The organism is Schinkia acidoalkalinis (assembly GCF_054301215.1).
The window spans coordinates 2,529,511-2,550,277 of the sequence record NZ_CP182573.1 but is presented as its reverse complement, the minus strand read 5'-3'; the positions used below and the strand labels follow the sequence as shown (position 1 = coordinate 2,550,277).

At 38.3% G+C, this 20,767-nt stretch carries 12 protein-coding genes; 4 read left to right on the top strand and 8 right to left on the bottom strand.

Features of this window, described 5'->3' with window-relative positions:
• Positions 1-178 precede the first annotated feature (178 nt).
• The gene (locus ACNQFZ_RS13010) at positions 179-5,488 is read right to left on the bottom strand and encodes an S-layer homology domain-containing protein (RefSeq protein WP_458411770.1); all 5,310 of its coding nucleotides are present in this window, start codon (positions 5,486-5,488) and stop codon (positions 179-181) included.
• Between the two features lie 445 nt (positions 5,489-5,933).
• Here ACNQFZ_RS13010 and ACNQFZ_RS13005 point away from each other — a divergent pair, with 445 nt between their 5' ends.
• Together ACNQFZ_RS13005 and ACNQFZ_RS13000 are read left to right on the top strand one after the other, a co-directional pair.
• Positions 5,934-7,895, top strand: coding sequence for an S-layer homology domain-containing protein (locus tag ACNQFZ_RS13005; RefSeq protein ID WP_458411769.1), 1,962 nt, complete (start codon positions 5,934-5,936; stop codon positions 7,893-7,895).
• 320 nt (positions 7,896-8,215) lie between these two features.
• On the top strand, positions 8,216-11,827 hold the full coding sequence (locus ACNQFZ_RS13000; protein ID WP_458411768.1) for an S-layer homology domain-containing protein: 3,612 nt from the start codon (positions 8,216-8,218) through the stop codon (positions 11,825-11,827).
• Between the two features lie 135 nt (positions 11,828-11,962).
• Here the strand turns inward: ACNQFZ_RS13000 and galE are convergent, their stop codons facing one another.
• Entirely contained in the window at positions 11,963-12,958 is a 996-nt protein-coding gene (gene galE / locus ACNQFZ_RS12995; protein ID WP_458411767.1) for a UDP-glucose 4-epimerase GalE, read from the bottom strand.
• A 326-nt stretch (positions 12,959-13,284) separates the two neighbouring features.
• Between galE and ACNQFZ_RS12990 the strand changes: the two genes are divergently transcribed.
• Positions 13,285-13,428 (top strand): DUF1659 domain-containing protein, encoded by a 144-nt coding sequence (locus tag ACNQFZ_RS12990; RefSeq protein WP_458415383.1) that lies wholly within the window; start codon positions 13,285-13,287, stop codon positions 13,426-13,428.
• A 181-nt stretch (positions 13,429-13,609) separates the two neighbouring features.
• Here the strand turns inward: ACNQFZ_RS12990 and ACNQFZ_RS12985 are convergent, their stop codons facing one another.
• From ACNQFZ_RS12985 to ACNQFZ_RS12975, 3 genes are all read right to left on the bottom strand, one after another.
• Entirely contained in the window at positions 13,610-14,452 is an 843-nt protein-coding gene (locus ACNQFZ_RS12985) for a transposase (protein WP_458411766.1), read from the bottom strand.
• Positions 14,453-14,955: 503 nt separating this feature from the next.
• On the bottom strand, positions 14,956-16,917 hold the full coding sequence (locus ACNQFZ_RS12980) for a methyl-accepting chemotaxis protein (protein ID WP_458411765.1): 1,962 nt from the start codon (positions 16,915-16,917) through the stop codon (positions 14,956-14,958).
• A gap of 302 nt (positions 16,918-17,219) precedes the next feature.
• Complete coding sequence (locus ACNQFZ_RS12975) at positions 17,220-17,822, bottom strand: stalk domain-containing protein (RefSeq protein WP_458411764.1); 603 nt, start codon at positions 17,820-17,822, stop codon at positions 17,220-17,222.
• A gap of 386 nt (positions 17,823-18,208) precedes the next feature.
• Between ACNQFZ_RS12975 and ACNQFZ_RS12970 the strand changes: the two genes are divergently transcribed.
• Entirely contained in the window at positions 18,209-19,060 is an 852-nt protein-coding gene (locus tag ACNQFZ_RS12970; protein WP_458411763.1) for a hypothetical protein, read from the top strand.
• 166 nt (positions 19,061-19,226) lie between these two features.
• Here ACNQFZ_RS12970 and ACNQFZ_RS12965 read toward each other — a convergent pair whose 3' ends face one another.
• From ACNQFZ_RS12965 to ACNQFZ_RS12955, 3 genes are all read right to left on the bottom strand, one after another.
• On the bottom strand, positions 19,227-19,448 hold the full coding sequence (locus ACNQFZ_RS12965; protein WP_458415382.1) for a heavy-metal-associated domain-containing protein: 222 nt from the start codon (positions 19,446-19,448) through the stop codon (positions 19,227-19,229).
• Positions 19,411-19,665, bottom strand: coding sequence for a Spo0E family sporulation regulatory protein-aspartic acid phosphatase (locus ACNQFZ_RS12960; RefSeq protein ID WP_458411762.1), 255 nt, complete (start codon positions 19,663-19,665; stop codon positions 19,411-19,413). The genes ACNQFZ_RS12965 and ACNQFZ_RS12960 overlap by 38 nt, the downstream gene beginning before the upstream one ends.
• Positions 19,666-20,057: 392 nt before the next feature.
• Positions 20,058-20,669, bottom strand: coding sequence for a pyridoxamine 5'-phosphate oxidase family protein (locus tag ACNQFZ_RS12955; protein WP_458411761.1), 612 nt, complete (start codon positions 20,667-20,669; stop codon positions 20,058-20,060).
• Positions 20,670-20,767 lie beyond the last annotated feature (98 nt).

The window sequence follows — 20,767 nt, the reverse complement described above, 5'->3', positions numbered from 1 at the left end:
GAACTATGAAATTCTACAAAACTCGACAATCCTTCGCTATAGTTAGACTTATTTCAGTGCTCTCCGATGGCTCTTGTGTTTCACCACTTTTTCCATAACTGAGTTAGATTAGAATTTATGAATCTCCCGATAAACGTGAATAGTCCCCATCAATTATGATGAGGACTATTTTATTTAGCTATTCAAATTCAAGTTTATCAAGTATTGGTTGATCGACTGGAACAATGTTTAAATTTCCCGCATCGCCATCCACCAATTCATCGAGACTGAATAGTACCTTATCATCAACAACGCGTACTGTACTACTAAAGATAACATCTCCATTGGTGATTAGGTCAGCACCACTAACTGCTAAAACTTCTATCGTGTATTCTTCTTCACCATCTACTGAAAAAATACGAATGTAATCTGGTATTGTTTCATCTGTATTAGCATGCAGATTAACATAAATGTTTCCTGGAGGCATTTGGTCTTCCCAATCTTCAGGAATAGCTGTCGTGAATTTAAACTGAATGGAATCACCAGTAGTCAACACACCTTCAGTACCTTCATCAACAAGTGAAATCGAATCTAAGTTAACCTCTTGCACAAATTTTACTTTATAATACCGATTTGAATAACCATCTTCAGATGCAACTGTTACAAGAATAGTGTCCCCCGGCTGTATTGCTTGTGACGCTAAACTTTCTTCAGGAATAACGGTACCATTCACTGTTACTGTAATTGAGCCAACTGTAGCAAATGAAGATACATCGATACCAGCAAATCCTGTGAAATCTTCCACTTCAACTTCCGCAATATCTTCAGAATCTGGATCATCAACTTCTAATTCACTTAGTCCATAAAAATATGTGCTTAGATTTATACCACCAACGACAAAATTGTCTAAGTGGTCATACGATGACTTTGTTGAGACGGTATAGGTAAAAGTATTAACATCGCTCTTTGTAACATATTCCTTATCGTTGAGGGTTGACTTTACAACACTAATAGCTTTTATAGTCGTATCGTTTGCAATTTCGATTGGGTTTTTATATTTTATACTTTCCTCCGAAGGCTCTGTTCCATCCATTGTGTAGAAGATTTCAGCTCCAGAGTCATTAGTCTTCAGTTCAACAGTTGAGCCACTGCGGACTTCCCCAGATGGTCTACTAGCTAATGGTTTTTCTAATTTTAGCACTGAATAATTTTTTACCATTACATCACTGATTTTCGCTGAATCTCCCTCGCCACGGACAGCAATAGCCTTAACAACTGTATCACCAGTTATTGTGATTGTATCACCAGTCGTGAAGATAGGACTAGATGTAGTTGGCTCACTTCCGTCAACCGTATAATGGATAATAGCATCGGAAGAATTTGTTGATAACGTTATTTCTGCACCGTTTGGTACTTTCGTTGCAAGTACACTTGGTATAGGTTTTGTAACCCGAGCCTCATCTACAGTTACTCTTGCTAAAACTGTACCTAATTCGACACCATCGGCATAAACTGCTAATTTGAATTCATATTCTCCTGCAGGTGTATCAGCTGGCGGCTGAATATATAAATCCAATTTGTTAACGATGTCTTCGGATGAACTTCCTTCAGGTAATGGAATATTTCTAAGCTCATTCGGGTCTGTTGTGATCCAATTCTCATACCCTTCTGGAGCGACAACTTTGATACTGTGAATGACTTTTACCTGTTCCTTAACAAAGTCATCAACAATTATAGGAAGACTTGAGTTATATAGGTAAACGTATTTTCCATTTGTCCCTTCTGTACCTTCCCAAGTATCTGCCTCACTAGGAAGATATCCAATTGACATCCCTTTTAAAGTGGAATTGTAACCATCATAACTGTCTACAGCAAGTACAATTATTCCTTGGCTTCTAAGAGAATTTACTACATCAACAAATCGCAAATCATCTTCCGTATTACCAATACCATCTCGCCCAGGATCCTCTCCAGTATTCTCACCTGCAAAGGTTAGGTCATGGGTTGGAGCATCCCCAAATAATACAATTAACTTCTTCGCACCGGTACGCCATCTTACAGAATCAACTCTTGGAGTTTGATCAGACAATTCATATAGTGCCCTTGTATAAGATTCCGGTCCATCATAACCATCATCCGCAAATAGCTTATCAATTGCTTGCTGAACCAATGTTGGGTTATCTGTAACAGCTTGATCAAGCATATATGGATCATCATCTGGTCCACCATACGTTCCCCAATAGCCATTTTCTGAAGTATAGCCTGAATAATCTTCAAAGCTTACTACGCCGAATTGGGCATCTGAAACTTTAGATCGAATGAGATTCATTATATCAATTGCATTTTCCTTCGCTGCATCAATAGCGCCACTCATACTACCAGTAGTATCAAAAGCAAACACAACATCTAACATATCAACTTTTGCATCTGGTTTAAAAATGGCTTCTAAATTAATAGCATTTGATAATTCACCAGGAGCAGATACAAGTTCAACCTCTGTTGGTGTTACTGCAAATTTCTCCTCACCTTGAACAATGACAAGAATCTCTTTACGTGCAGAAGGATTATTTAATGGATGTACGTAAATCGTTGTCGTTCCAGGTGCTATTGCTTTCACATTTCCTTTTTGATCAACGGAGGCAACAAATGGGTTTGTTGATCCCCATGAAAGTGGCTCAGTAGCATCAACTGGTTCTGTAATTACATTAATTTTGGTCGTATCTCCTTCATCTAAAACTAAATTGCGGCGGTCCACGAAGAAATCGGAAATGTATTTTGTATCATCTCCTACGGCTCCACCTATTTTTATTGGAACAACATTTGAGATTGCAGATTCAAAGGTTGCCTTTGTTCCTTCAGTAGCTCCACTTTCTTCTCGATATGCTCGGATATAGAAATGGTACATTCCATCTGCAAGGTCTGTTAAAGTAACAGTATTACCTTCTACTCTTGGCTCTACAACCGTTTCACCATTAAAGACCTTATAATAAGTTACATCCTCCGCGCCTTTCCACTGTAAAACATAACTAATTGAATCAGCAGTTGTTTGTGGTGTAACTGTTAAAGCTTTTGGAACAGGTACTCTTTTCCCAATTGATACTGGGCTGAAGTTTGTAGTAAACACAAACTTGCCGCTCTCAATTGTACCTTCACGATATTCCCAAATGCCTGTAACGGAGTTATAATGGTAAGCTCCTGGGTTTTCTTCATTTAATCCCTCAGGAATATCAAGCTCCACTCTAAATTGTTCACCCTTACTATATCCACTAATTGCAATATCTAAAGCAATAAACGGAGCATCCTTCGGTGGTGCTGGTACATCTGCCGGAAGCGGACTTACGGTTAATGTTGCCGCAGCAGGCACCTCAGGTAAACCTATTGCAACATTCACTGCTTTCGCGTCTGGACTATCATCGAGCTTGACGGTGCTTTCAACTTTTACAGGTGCAGCTTTTACTGTGCCTAGTGATACTTCTTTGCCTGCTGTTAAATCCAGTACTCTTTCTTCATAAACCGTTACTTCGCAAGTAGAGTTGATTTTACTAGCATCTGGTAACGTTGCTGTAACTCTAACAAGAACTTTTCCTGCAGCTTTTGCTGTTACAGTACCATTATTATCAACTGTTGCTACGTCCTGATCTAAAGATTCCCATGAAAATACAGCATCAGCTTGATTTACACCTACCACATTAATAGTAGCCGTTAACGTTTCAGATTGTGTAGGAGTCAGTGCAAGAGCTGCTTTATTTAAGGCAAGACCACTAGCACCAGCTAATTCGGCTACAAAATCCACTTTTGTTCTGGCACTTTCCAATTCACCAGGCTTTTGAACAGTAATCCATACACTGCCAGCATTTGCCCCAAGGTTTATACCAGATAAAGATACAGTTGCGTTATCAGCAATAGCTGATTTTATTACTTTATTATCGGTTGCAGATGTATAAACACGTACAGTGGCTTTGGCATCCAAGGCTTTCACCGTGATTGTATCATTTTCACCTATCGCATTTACAACACTAATGTTAGCTGCTAAAGGGGCATGGGTTTGTACTAGCTGTGGATCTTTACCATCATCACTATCACTATCACAATCACTACTACTGCTACTATTTCCACCACCAGATGTTGTGGACTGATATTCGCTATTACTTTTACTATTAATATTTTTAATATTTTTTCTAGCTTCACTAGAATTTACTACATCTTTTAAGGAAACACCATCAGGCAGTTTAAGATCATCAATTTTGGTGTCCTTTCCAAGATTAAGTTGGGCACCACCTTTTACATTAACCTTAGGTATCGCCTTCGAAGAAGTTAGTTTCGCACTCTTTAAAACATTTAATATTCCTAGAGTTGTGGACCCTTTCGCTAGAAAATGAAGACCAGACTTGTTCAAGTCAACATTATTAAGCTGGCTGTCATTAAAGGCAACTGTATTGTCATCTCCACCTTCAACAATTGTATTTCCTTTAACAGTAACCTTCTCAGCATAGAAATCATTTGCCAGTGCCTCTGTAATTGTTAAATCATGTTCAATTGTTACATTCTTCACTGTTATATAGTTGGCATTTACCACTATTGCGCCAACCGTATTGCCTTTGCCATCCAATACTAGATTATTGGAAAATTCCGTAGCTCCAGATTTTCCAGTAGCATTCAGCTTAATAGAATCAATTTTAGTAATAACACCATTAAGATCCTCAAAATCTATTACGGCACCTTTTAAAACAGCCTCATTATGCTCTCCTAAAATTCCTTTTACATTATCAGCGAGAGAATATGTAGTTCCGCCAATCACGATACCATCTACCGTAACTTCTTCCACAGCAGTACCAGTGCTAACTTGTTCTTGTGGTGATTCACCAGCCTTTACTTGGCTCGCACGTTGTATAAATACAGCAATTTCTCCCCGTGTTACAGGATCATTTGGTGCAAAGCGATTAACAGCTCCTTTACCGGAAGTAACATTATTGGCATAAAGTACCTCAACCGCACCTCTATACCAACTATCCACCGGAACATCTGTAAATGGAATAGCAGTAGTAGAATTTTCTTCTAAACCGTATGCTTTTACAAGCAAGCTGGCCATTTCAGCTCTTGTAATCGTTTTGTTCGGTTTAAATGTGTCGTCCTCATAACCACCGATACCGCGGGATGCAGCCAAGGCCGTAACAGGTTGGAAAAACCAATCCCTCTCATTTACATCAGTAAAGTTCGAGATTGCTTGTTTAGAAGTTAATCCTAAATCATAGGCCAAAATCTTAGCTGCTTCAGCACGAGTGACTTGTTTATTCGGTTGAAATGTACCATCTGAATAACCGCCAATAATGCCTTTTGATGCCAGTTCATTGACTGCCTTCGAATAAAAAGCATCACTATTTACATCACTGAAATTTCCAGCCGCTTGTACGGCTGGAACCAAAACCGGTGCAGCAACACTAGCAACCATTGCTGTTGTAATACCTGTTGCAACAAACTTTCGCTTAGAACGGATTTTCTTTCTGCTCATAATATCCTCCTAATAAATTGATTAATAACTAATACGGAATATAATTACAAAATCAACCCTAAATGTAACTATAAACTAAATATTGAAAATTTTTGAAATAACCACTCCCTTTTTACCACATTATTTGTAAATAAACTAGTAATTTTGTCACACTTTTTACTATTTAGAAAAATATTACCATTTCAGTGGGACATGGGGACAGGTACAGTGTCCCATTCCAATGTCCCACCCCATCTCTATTAAAATTGGGAAATGGGACACTGTACCTGTCCCCATGTCCCTCCCAACCAATTTATATTTTCCTAATAATGGACATTCTGATAAAATTGAATGAGGCAAATGGAACAAGATGGCGGTTCGCTTGTTCCATTATAGGAAATTTAAACTATATCTATCATTTTTGGAACAAGTGAACCGTCCCCTTGTTCTAACCCAGGAGGTTTCAATGAAAAATAAAAAGTTACAAAAGAAATTAATGACAGCCGTTTCTTCAGCATTTTTACTTTCAGCGGCGGCTGCCCCTATCACTGCTGGTCATGTACAAGCTGCTTCAAATTTCAAGGACGTTCCAGCTGGTGCTTTCTATGAAAAAGCGGTCAACAATCTTTCCGAGAAAGGTGTCATTGGCGGCTATAACGATGGCACATTTAAGCCTGGCAAATCCGTTACCCGTGCCGAGGCTGCAAAAATGTTGGCTTTTGATCTTGGCCTAGCAAAGCCAACGGCAACTTCATCTAATTTTACAGATGTCAAAAACAATCACTGGTTTTTTGAGCCGGTTACTGCCCTTGCACAAGCTGGCGGAATCAGCGGCTTCCAAAACGGCACATTTCAGCCAAACAAAACGATTACAAGAGCTGAAATGGCGAGCATGCTTGTAAAAGCTTTTTCACTAGAAGAACACGCTGAAGCTAGTAAAGCGCAATTTACCGATGTGAATCCAAATAGTTGGTATGCGAAAGCCGTACAAACATTATTTGGAAACAAAATTACATCAGGAAAGTCAGCAACGAAATTTGCACCAAATGATCCTGTAACCCGTGGTGAAATTGCTGCGTTTATCCAAAAAGTAAACGATGCAAAAGGCAACGCTAGCACTGGTACTACTGTGAACAACGAAAACAAAAACACATCGATTATTGAAAAAATAAGCGATGACAGCGCGACGATTACAATTTCTGGTCAATCATACAAAATTCCAGCTACCCTAAATGGAATTCTTAATAGCTCAAACTCTGCTATTCTTGTAAAAGCAAACATGAAATTTGAAGATAAAGACGGTCAAATTTCAAAAATTACATATTTGCAATTGAACACAAGCGGCCAAGCTTCCGACGCAAACAAAGAGTTCAGCAATAACCTTGTGCTAGACGGCAAAGGCAACACTATTAACGGCACATTAGAGGTAAACGCCGACTATATTTCTTTGAAAAATATAACAATCACTGGCAATCTAGAAATTACATCCAAGCTTGCCAATGACTTTTACTCTGAAAAATTAACCATTCAGGGACAAACTCTAGTAAACGGCGGCGATAGCAATACAGTCGTTTTCAAAGATTCAAAATTAGCAACGGCAACCATTAACAAAAAAGATGTAAAAGTTGAAGCAAAAGGCAATACATCCATCCAGGCATTGAATATTAACTCAAATGCACATGTAGCAGCTGACGACAGTGCTTCACTATCAAAAACAACAATCAACAGCGGTGCAAGCACTGTTCAACTGGATGGTCCATTCGGAACAGTAGAAGCCAACCAAGCTGCAACATTAAAAGGTAATGCAGAAATAAAAGAACTACAAGTGAAGCAAAACGCTAATCTTTCACTTGAACTTAAAAATAAAATTGCCCAAATAACTGCTGAAAAAGGCGGAAAATTTAGCCTTGATGCTGATACGGCGATTGGTCAACTACTATTGCCTTTAGGAGTGCAGGCATCTGATGTAGTTTCCAATTTCAACGATCGAAAAAATAATATTGAGAAAACAAATAATGAAGTAAATGCTGACTATAAAGCACCAAGTGCATCTCCCGGAGGCGGTGGTGGCGGTGGCGCTGCTGGAAGTACTACTCCAACTGTATCAAATACAGCGATTGAAAATGTCTTGAATGGTTATAAAGATGACCTAGCTCTTATTAAAAACAGTGCAAATTCAGAACTTAATACTCTACTTGAAAACAATGATTATTTAGGTTTAGAAGATTTATACAATAGAACAAGAGACTCTTTTACTAACAAATATCAAGATATCGAGAAAGATTTACTTGATTTAGGATTATCTAAAGATGAGGCTAAAGAACGTGTTAAAACACAATACACCGATTTAGCCGATTGGAAAGACGAAGTTCATGATAAATTACTACAAGAAGGATTTTCTGAGGCAATATTAGATAAATTTTTTTAAACAAACTATTAGTCATGCTCAATAATGTGCATGACTTTTTTTTATTTAAAAAATATAGTTCCAATGGTGTTGTTTTCTAGACCTCACAAAGGTATAACGAATTTTTTATTTTACAAAACAAGAGCCCAAAGTACTACAAAAAGACAAATTATGTTATAATTCCTACTACTTTAATAACAAAATGTGCTATAATTTCCAAAGAAGTAAACATATGTACTTTTTCTTCAAACTTTTTACAGTTATCAAGAATGCTAGTCTAATTGTTATACAATAGTCAAATTGTCAAATGCACATAAAATGAAGAAGGGGTGGTTTTTTTAATGAAAAAGAAATCTATAAGAAAACTAAGTTCACAGAAGCTCATTGCTTCAGCCGTTTCAGCGGCAGTTGTAGTTTCCCCAATAGGTGGGAGTTTTGTAGCAGATGCAGCTGGAAATTCTTTCAAAGATGTATCTACAGATGCTTACTATTACAAAGCTGTACAGGAACTTGTCCAAAAAGGTGTTGTTAGCGGTTATCCGGATGGCACATTTAAGCCAGACAAACCTGTTACACGTGCCGAGTTTTCTGCACTTTTAGTAAAAGCGCTAGAATTGGATACAGCTTCTATTAGCAATCCTAACTTTAAAGATGTACATACAAATGATTGGTATTATAGCTCAGTAGCTGCACTTGCAGACCTTGGCCTTGTTGGCGGCTACGAAGACGGCACATTCCAGCCAAATAAAAAAATCACTCGTGCTGAAATTGCGGCCCTACTTACAAGAGTGTGCAATCTATCAGCGGACAACAGTACTGCTCTGCCATTCACTGATGTTCCTGCAAATGCATGGTTCAAGGAAGTTGTAGCAGCTTTATATCAATCTCAATTAGTATCTGGTAAAACAGCTACTACTTTTGCACCAAATGATAATGCTACACGTGCAGAAGCAACCGTATTCTTGCAACGTGCCGACAGCAAAGGACTTTTATCTGCATCTACAACAGCTTCAGCGAAAATTGATGCTGTAACAAATGAAGCAGTTACCATTGACGGCGCAAGCTACCAAATTGCTGATAATCTTAAAGGTATTTTTAATACAGCAAATAGCGGTGTGTTAAAAGATGCAAAAATCAGCTTTGTATCTTCAAACCAAACGATCACAAAGGTTACATATCTAGAGGTAACTGCAAGTGGACAAGCTTCAAGCGCTGACGAAGAATTCAGCAAAAACATTGTCCTAGACGGAAATAACAATACCATTGGCAAATTAAAAATTGCCGGAAACTTTGTATCTGTTAAAAACCTAGTCGTTACTGGAGATTTAGAGATTGGGAAAGAGCTTCTAAATGATTTTTACTCACAAAACATTACAGTTTCAGGTAAAACCATCATCAATGGCGGCGACAGCGACACTGTTGTGTTCACTGATGCTACTTTAAATACGGTTGAAGTAAATAAAAAAGACGTTCGTGTTGAGCCAAAAGGAACTACAACTATTAAAGAAGTAGTTGTAACAAGCAATGCTACTATTACTGCAGATGCCAATGTGGTCCTTCCAAAGGTAACGGTGAAAGATGGCGTTGATAACCTTACCCTTAATGTTAAGGCTGACGACGTAGTCGTTGACACAACAAAGGAAATGACTTTAGACGCCTCTAAGATTGGAACACTAGAATTAGTAAAATCTACCAAAATTACGCTAGCAAAAGGTACAGTCGTTGAAAACCTTGTCCTTCCTGCTGGTGTTGTAGCTAAAGACATTATTAAAAACTATGATGATATGAAAAAAGAAATCGCTAAAATCAACGGTAAAACTAACCCTGACGCTGCTAAAGGCGGCGGCGCTGGTGGTGGCGGCGCTGGTTCTGTCACCCCTTCCGATGATATAAATAGCGGTAAGACAATTGATAGCTATACAATCAATATTGATAAAGAATCTGCTGAGACTTTTGGCCCTAATTCTGGAAAAACGACGATTACAGGGAATTTAACAATTACGGGTACCGCTGATGAGGTTATTGAACTTCGTAATATTGAGGTAAAAGGCAAACTAATAGTTAATATTCCAAATGGAACTATTAAACTAGACGATAATGTAATAATCGCTGATACTGATATACAAAATGTTAAATATGGAACTTTTTCAAGTGCTGCTAAGCACAAAGGTTCAATTGTAGTAAGTGATAAAGATGCGGCTATTGAGCTAACGAATACGGACCCAGAAAATAAGCCAAGCATTAATATTACTGGTGGCGGAAAAATCGCTCTTGGAGGACATTTTAACGGAACAGTCAATATTCAAAGCGCTGTTGAACTTAATGTTGAAGAAGGAGCTGCTATTTCAGATATTGCCATTCAAACAGAAAGTGATGTAGCACTTAATCTTGCAAAAGGTGCTGGCGTTTCAAATATCGCAATAGAGAAGACTGCTAATGTGGCACTTACTGCTTCAGCAGGAGCTGCTATTGCAAACATTGCAATTCAAGCTGCTAATGTTGAACTTAGCGTGCCAGCTGGTGTGTCTATTGCTAAGCTTGAAGTGGAAGCAAGTAATGTGAAACTTATTGGTACAGGAGCTGTAGATATCCTCGATAAAGTTGAAGTAACTGGAGATAATACAGTTGAAGTAGTAGTAAATAAAGATGAATTAACACCAACCCAAAAAGATAAGCTTAATGTTTTTGAAGCCCTTAATAAACTAACATGGGATAAATTGAGTAATGAGGATATCAAAAAGGTAACAAACAACTTAACATTAAAACAAAATTTAGAGGAATATGCTGGTTTAGAAGATTATAAGAACATTGGCATTACCTGGACATCAGATAAGATTGATAAAGTTGGTAATATCACTTCTAATACTTATGGTGAAGTGACATTAACTGCAACCTTAACCACAGAAATCGGCAATACGGCAACTAAGACTTTTAAGATAAATGTTGATACAACGGTAGATCCAAAATTCGAAGAAATTTCGTTTGGAGGTGTGGTTTCAACGCCAACGCCTGATGGTAAAGTTTATAATGTAGATTTAACAACAGTTCAAAGTGATATCTTTTCTGCTACAGTAAGGGTTAATAATAACAGCAAATTATCACTATCAATTAATAACCTAGGCTCATTGGGGGATATCCAATTAACAGGCGGAGTAAATCAAACAATTGATACAATTGATATGTCTCATGTTTCAGCAACTACTATTGATTTAAATAAATTGGACTTGCATGCTATTTACAATGCCTACACTAACGCGAATGTTAGTAATACAGAGGTGTTGGATGCACTGAATATTAATCAAATGTTGCTAAAAATTGATGACCCTGAAGTTTTAAATCAGCTATTTAGTGTAAATGGCATCCACGTAAATGGTCTTATTAATGATATTCAGGATACTCCTGTAGAAGACTATATAAATAGCAGGATTCCATATATTCTTGATGCTTTGCCAGAAGACGCTTTTAAGGAACTGGTACAATCATACAAAAATGGCGAAGAGTTAGATTTTAATAAATTATTTAGCGATCTACCTTCTTATGGAGCCGGTACAGCTCAGGCAGTATACAATGCTATCGACATTAATGGATTAATTGATTCCTTAGAAACCACTTACAACAAGGATGATTTTGAAAATATTATAAATACTAATGTTCACCCAGATTTTATTCTCCAAACTTTAGATGAAAATAATATTCAAGGGGACATTATTAGTGTTATAGACTTACCAGCATTGTTTACTGCACTTGGTAAATCTGAAGGATTTACAAAAGATTTCTTCAGTATTTTGGCTAAAGTTGATGGAGACAATGATGATAATGTTTTAACAATGGGTGCAACTCTAACAAATACAGTTGGCTCTAAAACAAATGACTATACAATTAAAATGACAGTTGGTCCTACTGGCGGCGGTGGCGGTGCTGGCGTAGTAGGTACCCCAACTCCGATAAACTAGTCTGATAATATAAAAAAGAGCAATCACGTTTAATAACGGATTGCTCTTTTTTTGGGACATGGGGACAGGTACAATGTCCCACTTCCCAATTAAATAGAGACAAGGACGGGACATTGTACCTGTCCCCTTGTCTCACTACTCTTTATAATTCTCCTCAAACCGCCAAGCATCACGACACATCGTAATAATATCGCGCTTAGCTGTCCACTCCAGCTCCCGCTCTGCTTTCGAAGCATCCGCATAACAAGAAGCAATATCTCCAGGTCTACGGTCAACAATTTCATAAGGAACTTCGATACCGTTAGCTTCCTCGAAAGCTTCCACCAATTCTAGCACACTAGTACCTTTGCCAGTACCCAAGTTATAAATATAAACGCCCTCCGTCAAATGATCCAGAGCGGCAACATGTCCTTCCGCTAGATCCATGACATGAATATAATCGCGAACTCCCGTGCCGTCGACTGTTGGATAGTCATTTCCGAAGACTCTTAACTTCTCTAATTTTCCCTTCGCCACCTGGGTCACATATGGCATCAGATTATTCGGAATTCCATTTGGTGCTTCCCCAATCAAGCCACTCTCATGAGCACCAACTGGATTGAAATAGCGAAGAAGCGATACTGAGAAAGCAGGATTGGCCTTTGCAATGTCTGTTAGAATCCGCTCGCTCATTGCCTTGGTCTCCCCATAAGGGTTTGTTGTTGGCAATAGATCCATCGTTTCTACAAATGGTACCGTGTTATCTCCATAAACAGTTGCAGAAGAACTAAACACAAATCGGTTTACTCTATATTTCAGGCAAGCTTTAGCAAGCACCATCGTACTGACAATATTGTTAAAATAATAAGCAAGCGGCTTTTCCACCGACTCCCCTACTGCCTTAAGGCCGGCAAAATGAATAACACCATCAAACCGATGTTGAGAAAACAGCTTGTCCACCGCTGTCTCATCAGTTACATCTATCTGATAAAATGTAATGTCTTTACCCGTTATATGTTTTACCTTATCAATTGTACTAGCCTTACTATTGCAAAGATTATCAGCCACAACCACAGTATACCCTGCCTCTAGCAAGGCTACACATGTATGCGAGCCGATAAATCCCGCTCCACCGGTTACTAATATATTCATGAAAGCAATCCCCCCATTTTTGAAACATTAGGGACGGTTCTCACTGTTTCCCTAATTTTTTACATGTAATTCAAGTTCCCACTTTTCTATAACCATAATAACTATATCTTGGAAATTTATCAACGCAAGTAAACAGTGGGTAAACAGTGGGGACGGTTCTCGCTGTTTCCCTATTTTTTCCATGAAACCAAATTAATCAAATGTTTAATTAAATATTAAATTGAATGCTCCTTTCCTTTGTCCATCCCCCCTCTTTATAAAGTGAAGGGAAGGGAAGGGATGTGATGAACAAAAGGCAGCTGAAGTATGAATGATAGTCAACTACGATTCCAGTATGGTTTGTTGAGGAAAAGGGCAACCACATCTATAAGACGAAGAATAATAAGCTGAAAATAACTGCAACACCGGAAAGTATTCAAAGCGGTGCACTAGCACTAGCAATCGCAGACCTTCAACAGCACACCTTATAAGGTTTAATCAAATCATTAGTTCTATAATTCTCAAATTTTTCGGTACTAAAGTTATTAGATAAAAATCCCGTCCACTAAGCAATAAGTAGTAGATGATAAGCACCCTTCACCCGATCATCTGGAATATATTAGGGAAACAAAAAGAACCGTCCCCAGTGTTTCCCCAGTGTTTCCACCCAGTTCACGCCTTAAAAATTAGGGTTACGGAAACACCCAATATCCTCGCGGTCTGGCGCAAGGATATCCTATCGATTTTTTTTACTTTCCGAAGTACTTCTTTTCTTTTTTCTTTAGGTAAACTTTTTACCTGCGGGATTTCAATTTCCCCTAGAACCTCCATGATTTTCAGTCTTGCCTCTTCATCTGTTACTCCCTTTTTCTCAATTTGGTCCTCTAAACATTGATCATGATTTTTTCTTTCATTAAATTCTTTAAATCGATCCCTTGCAATCCTAGTATCGGTAGAAATCATCCCTAACATTTCACTGCTATCTAACAAATTCTCGGGATAAAGTCCTTTACCGTAGTATCCAAGGCAGCTGCTCCATTTCCATTCACTAGGTGAATGAACGATTCCTGCTTTTACCGGGTTTTGGTGAATATACCGTACAACAGTTCGAAAGTATCGATTGTTATCAACATTTTCACTTCTAAAACGATCCTGAAAAAGATGTCCTGTGGTTATGTACTTCCGGTTGTAATAGCCAGCATAACTCACCCCTATCCTTTTCATAGTAACAGAAATATCTTCATTTCCCTCTTTCACCAAGAGATGTGCATGATTGCCCATCAAGCACCAAGCATGGACAGTTAAAGCGCATTTGATTTTATAGTTTTTAAGAATATCAAGGAACTTTCTTGAATCCAGATCATCGTGAAAGATTTCCTGTTTGTTGGCACCTCTCCAAATAATATGATAATTTCCGGTTTCGCTTTTTTCTCTAGCCTCCCGCGGCATCTCAATCATCACCATCCATTTTCTGTTCTTTGAGGCGAACTCAGATGTAACTCGATTACCTTGCATCAAACTTCCTTCTTATTTCTGTGTTCTTTGGAAAATAAAAAACTAGTATCCTCCCGCTCTGATGGCGATAGTGCACAATAAGTTCTGCTCTGGTAAAAATAGACAAGTGTAGGAATGAATTGAATGTTGGGATGAATTGTATGAATGAATAAGGTGAAAAAGAATGAAGATTCCAACGCAGCGATTGCTGCACAATCAGAGGAGTAATAAATCAACCTACAAGGTAATTTGAAGAAAATAAAATTGTGGTTCTTACATTTTATTCGACGCCTAGGACAAAATTCCTGCTAGTATTTCTAGAAAATTCACTCCATTCCGTCGTTATACCTATATCACTATTTGGGTAATTTCTAAAGAATTGCTCCTGGTGTTTCCTTTGGTAAAAAATAGGGAAACGATAAGAACCGTCCCTAGTGTTTTCCCTGGTGTTTCCTATGTCTTGGTAAAAAATAGGAAAACAGCGAGAACCGTCCCCACTGTTTTCCCCCACTGTTTCCCAAAAATCACACTCTAAACTTAGCCACCAATTCCTTCAAGTCTTGCGCCAACTTGCTTAATGCTTCACTGGAGGCGCTGATTTCCTCCATTGAGGCTAATTGTTCTTCTGAAGCAGCCGCCACATGTTGGGATTCTCTTGAGGATTCTTTTGCAATTTCTGTTAACTGTTCAACTGCAGCTGTTACCTCTTCGGTGTTTGCTGAGATTTGCTCTGATGTGGCCGATACTTCTTGGATCTGGTCATTTACTTGGCGGACGGCTTCCAATACTTGCTGGAAGGCTTCTCCCGTGTTATGAATGACTTTCTTCCCTAAATCCACTTCTTTGATATTGCCATCCATTTCTTTATTGGCTACTTCTGTGTCTTTCTGAATCTCTTGGATTAAAGCAACAATCTGATTTGCTGAGGTCCGTGATTGTTCTGCCAATTTTCTAACCTCATTGGCTACAACAGAAAAACCTTTTCCATGTTCCCCTGCTCTAGCCGCTTCAATGGCTGCATTTAAAGAGAGTAAATTCGTTTGATCGGCGATGTCAGTAATAACATCGATGATATTACTAATTTCTTTAGAACGCTCCGTCAATTTTTTAATAGCTGCCGTCGTAGCGAGTGTTCCTGATTCAATGGAGTCCATTTGCTGAATAGCATCCCGTAGTGATTGATACCCTTGTTCTGACAAGGCAGTAGCCTCCTGTGCAGAATCCTTAACGGTAGTCGAGAACTCAGCAATCCGCCCGATTCCAATTGACACTTCTTCCATTGCTATCGCACTTTGCCGGGAGCTTGCAACCTGTGTTTCGCTTCCACCAGCCACTTCTTGTATAGCAGCAGAAATTTGCTCAGTAGCCTTTGTAGCTTGTTCACTTGTTGCCTGTAATTCCTCAGATGAAGCGGCTACATGGTCAGCACTACTATTAATCTCTTGAATAACCCCCCGTAGTTTGTGGGCCATATCATTAAAAGCACAAGCCAAATCACCGATTTCATCTTTTGTATGAATCTCAATATGTTCTGTTAAATCGCCGTTACTAACAGTAATTGCTTTCTCTTTTAGCTGCTTAATCGGTTTGATAATGGATCTAATGATAAAGAAAATAATGACAAACCCTACAATCAAAGCAACAACAATAATGAGAGCAGTATGTTTTAAAATCGGAGCGGCCGCATTCGTAATTTCAGCTGAAACCACGGTCCCACCGATTTTCCAACCAGTAAAATCATTAGTTGCAAAGCTCATTATTTTGTCTGTACCTTCAAGCTTATAATGAAAAGTGCCTTTGTCTTGCTCATACATCTTTTCATAAAATGCTTCCTTTGCATCAGTGCCGCCATCTTGAGTCGGGTGGGAAATAAATTTTTTATTTTTATCTAAAAGAATGGCATAGCCCTTATCACCAATCTTCACTTGATTCGTTATATCTTGGAGTGAATCCAATGTGATATCAATTCCAATGACACCTAGGCCATCTTTACTTACACGCGAAATCGTGATTACCATTTTTCCTGTACTCGCAGAAACATAAGGAGGTGATATAACCGTTTCACCTTTCTTCTCCATGGCTTCCTTATACCAATCTCTTGCCCGCGGATCATAACCATCCGGCATTTTCATGTAAGGCTCACGTATAAACACCCCAGCGTTAGTTCCCATATACATACTCTGTATTTCTGGATGCATTACTGCATACTGAGAAAATTGTTTCCGTAATTCAGGGCTACTTTCGCCTTGAACCAAATCTGAGGTAACTTTTTGATAGAAAATATCCACATCATGTATTTTGGGTTGAATGGTGTTGTTAATGGAAATATTCAACAGGTTAATACTTTCATCAATTCCATCCATTATTTCATGTTCAACCGCATCCTTTGCAGATGAATAGGCTGATACACCAATACTTAATGCAGGTATAATTAAAATTACAGAAAATGCGATGATCAGCTTTGTTTTTAGTGCATTTAATTTCATCAAATATGCCCCTTCTCCCTTTCTTAAAATATCAAATAAGCTTTATATGAATTTAAAAAACTACTATTATAGCCCACATTATATATATCATTATTTTACTCGAATAACAATATGGAATAAGAACTGAGGGACATGGGGACAGGTACAGTGTCCCACAACTACTAGTAAACCAGTAAGTAAGCACTTATTCATAGGTAATGGAACAAGGGGCCGGTTCAACACAGGCCCCAGATCCCCCTTTGTTTCTTAAATTGGCAAAAACTAGGGAAACAGCAAGAACCGTCCCCACTGTTTCCCCTGTCTCAAAACGAAATGTTCACATCCCCATCAAACGTAACCGCTGCTCCCATAGCCTCACTTACAAAACGTAAAGGTACCATCGTTCTGTTATTTATAAGCTGTGATGGAACATCGAGATAAACCGCATTCCCACTAACAGTAGCTTGCTTTGACCCAATCCTTAATATGACGGTTCGATTACCTTTTGTAGCTGTAATCATATCAGTCTTTGAGTTAAATTCTATCGTTGCTCCTAATGATTCGAAAATAGGTCGTAAAGGTACTAACGTACGTCCGTCCTTTAAAATTGCTGGTTGATCATAATATTGCTTAATGCCATTTACATTTACATCTAGCGTTTTTACCGCTGGTTTTGGAGTACTATAGGTTGACTTCGTTGAAGTGCTGGTACTTTTATGTGATGTTGAAGTTCTAGCACTTTTTGAAGAACCTCCTCCATTGTGATAATGATACTCTTCGTACTCCAGTCCCCATTTAGGGCAGTTTGTCCGACATGTGTGTCCACCTCTCGAGTCTGTTCTACCTGGATGGGCAAATGCAACAGACGAGATGAATAGTAACCCTGTGATTACTGACAACATAATAAACCTTCTTAACCCTTTCATCTTACGACTCCTCTCTTTCCTACACAATTTCATATGTAAAAATTGTTTAATCTGACAAATGCCTTTTCCATAAATCTTACTAAGACTAAACCTCTTTCCAGCGGTCTAAATCTAGCTTCATCCGGTTTCATTTGTCATCTGTAAAATACTATGAGGGAGGACCTCGTTATATGCTACTTTCCCAGAGGGACATGGGGACAGGTACAGTGTCCCATATCCCACTTAAATAGAAACGAGACGGGACATTGTACCTGTCCCCACGGTGTTGTGTGGAAAATATTAGGGAAACAGCGAGAACCGTCCCCAGTGTTCAAAAAAATTCCCTCCCCCATCTCCCTTTTTCGTTTTTCGGCACTATTTCTACTATGAAAGGGTGGTGCAAAAGAATGAACATTAAATCTGGCAATATCGATGGATTCAAACAGTATTCACAATTTAGCAGTCTGAAAGAATTCAACACCCACATGGAAATGTGGCTTCTTGAGCATAAACATGAGTTTTCAAAAGCTGAGCTTGTTGGCCTCAAGCGTCTAGTTCGCTTTTCTGCGAAGATTCCTGGGGTTTGTAATGCTAAAATTGGAACAGTATTAAAAGCGATTCATGAAGAGTACAATGACAACGGCATTTCCCGCTCAACTTTCAAAAGAATGATCCTGAAGGCTAAAAAACTAGGAATCCTTCAAGTCCATGAAACAGAAAGAAAGAATGGCTCCCAGTCCAGCAACCTTTATATATTCAACCGTTTTCCTACCACTAACAATGAACCACCTAAACAGGAAAAATTGGACCACCATAATGAAACTAGTAATCCTATTAAAACTAATCAAAATAATATAAATAAACGTATGAACGACGACCAACCTAGACAAAGACTAGATTATACTTTTACAAATGAACAAGTTCCAACATCTTTTGTGCAATGGGTAAAAATTTATTTTAATGATGCCAAAATCATCGAAGAGTTTTGGAGAATGGTGAAAATCGCTGCTTACCAAAATAATTGCGAAAATGACTCAGAACAAGTTCTTTCTATTGCCATCGCAGCCTTTAAACAACTTATGCGTAAAATTAAATTCACCAAAGCCGTAAAAAAGCCGATTGCGTATTTCTATGGAATCGTTAAAAAGAAGTTCAAGGAGTTATATTTCGAGGATCTCTATGACATGGGAGTTTCACCTGAATTTGTGCGAACAACGGGGTTGTTATCTTTGTTTCAGCAATGGATAGATACACCTTAAGGGACATGGGGACAGGTCCCTTGTCCCAAACTACTAGTAAGTAAGCGCTTATTCATTGGTAATGGAACAAGGGGCTGGTTCAACACATGCCCCAAGCCCCCTTGTTACTGAAATTAGCAAATATTAGGGAAACAATAAGAACCGTCCCCACTGTTTCCCCAAAAACCTAATCAAACATCACGAATCTTTCTTCTTTTTGTATCGTCTTAACCACTGAAAAGCCCTTGTTTTCAATTCTATCAACTATATTTTCGGAGCTTACGACACTAGGATTAAACTTTATGACAATCTTTCCTTTCGGCAACATGCCTTTGAAGGAAAAAATTCCATTCAAATCATGAATTTCTTTTTCAATGGAAGGAATACAATTCAAGCATGATATTCCCATAACATACAACGTTAAATCGATCATGTGCCCCACTCCATTCCATTATTTTTGATAGCAGCGCCCTACATTTTTTTTGGTAAGTAAGAATAAGTTGATCTAATTTTTGACTGCATCGTAGTGTCTCCTGACTATTTATACCAGCAGTCTCTGCAGTTAAAAGCATTTCATTTCGCATCATTTGAATTTGTTCTGCCAGCTTACCTATTTCAACTACCATTACAATCACCTCTTTACAAGAGTGAATTCCTTTACTATAAGCCTATTATATGAAAATCATTCTCATTATTAATTGATATAAATCAATTTTTTATAATTTTTATACGTAAAAAGTTGAAATAGGACAGGTTGTGGAGGCATGATTATTGAACTGTAGTCCTGTTAAGAGGTAAAAGAAAAATAGCGCTGTTCCGGCGTTTAAAAAATACTTTGCATAGAATTAATCTATTAAACAAACGTTTAATTAAGCTTGACTACTTAGAAAAAATGGGACAAGGGGACGGTTCGTTTGGTCCACTTTACTTTAACTTTCGCATGGCATTAACAAGTCGGGTGGAAAATTGGCAAATACTAGGGAAACACTAAGAACCGTCCCTCTTGTTTCCTCTTGTTTCACCTCTTGTTTCTCAATCGCTTCATATTATCAATTGCCTGTTTATCCTTTTCTGTTCCTCGTTTTTCAAGGCCAGCGATAACTTGGTTAAATTTAGTTTCGTTTAAATTTTGGCCGAATTTAAATTTTGCCGATATATCTACTGCAGATATCTTAACCAACATGACTCCTTTTAAGTTTCGTTTATAGTCAGGGTTATTCACATCAATAGGTTGATAGCCACCTTCAGGTTGCAATTTTTCCATAAATGCCGTAAACACTTCCGCTTTTTCCTCAAGGTCATCAATGACTGATGCATTCCCTTTTATTATTACCGACTTAAAAAACGCAGAAGCCGGGCATGCGAGATTTGGGTCAGTAAAATAGGACGGCAAAAGCGCATATTCACTTGCAACAGCAAATGTAACATAAGGATGCTGAGAAATATTGGTGAACTTTTGTCCTTTGTTACTGCCATGAAAATAGACTGACCCCTTATAGTAAACAAAATTCAGTGGTGTAATGTCAGGAAGTCCATCTTCATTAATGGTGCCCAAAAAACCAAAACTCATCTCCGATAAAAATTGCTCAATCTCCTGTCTCTCAGTTATGGAAAATTCTTTTCTCCGCATGTGATATCCCCCTTAGAATCAATCATTCATTTTTTTCAGCCCTTGCTGTATCCTTAGTATAGAAAGAATATTGGTATTATCAATAGTGCCAGTTTTCA

Coding starts and splice junctions, on each gene's coding strand:
- ACNQFZ_RS13010 (WP_458411770.1), bottom strand. CDS start 5,488: ATGAGCAGAAAGAAAATCCGTTCTAAGCGAAAGTTTGTTGCAACAGGT.
- ACNQFZ_RS13005 (WP_458411769.1), top strand. CDS start 5,934: ATGAAAAATAAAAAGTTACAAAAGAAATTAATGACAGCCGTTTCTTCA.
- ACNQFZ_RS13000 (WP_458411768.1), top strand. CDS start 8,216: ATGAAAAAGAAATCTATAAGAAAACTAAGTTCACAGAAGCTCATTGCT.
- galE (WP_458411767.1), bottom strand. CDS start 12,958: ATGAATATATTAGTAACCGGTGGAGCGGGATTTATCGGCTCGCATACA.
- ACNQFZ_RS12985 (WP_458411766.1), bottom strand. CDS start 14,452: ATGCAAGGTAATCGAGTTACATCTGAGTTCGCCTCAAAGAACAGAAAA.
- ACNQFZ_RS12980 (WP_458411765.1), bottom strand. CDS start 16,917: ATGAAATTAAATGCACTAAAAACAAAGCTGATCATCGCATTTTCTGTA.
- ACNQFZ_RS12975 (WP_458411764.1), bottom strand. CDS start 17,822: ATGAAAGGGTTAAGAAGGTTTATTATGTTGTCAGTAATCACAGGGTTA.
- ACNQFZ_RS12970 (WP_458411763.1), top strand. CDS start 18,209: ATGAACATTAAATCTGGCAATATCGATGGATTCAAACAGTATTCACAA.
- ACNQFZ_RS12965 (WP_458415382.1), bottom strand. CDS start 19,448: ATGGGAATATCATGCTTGAATTGTATTCCTTCCATTGAAAAAGAAATT.
- ACNQFZ_RS12960 (WP_458411762.1), bottom strand. CDS start 19,665: ATGGTAGTTGAAATAGGTAAGCTGGCAGAACAAATTCAAATGATGCGA.
- ACNQFZ_RS12955 (WP_458411761.1), bottom strand. CDS start 20,669: ATGCGGAGAAAAGAATTTTCCATAACTGAGAGACAGGAGATTGAGCAA.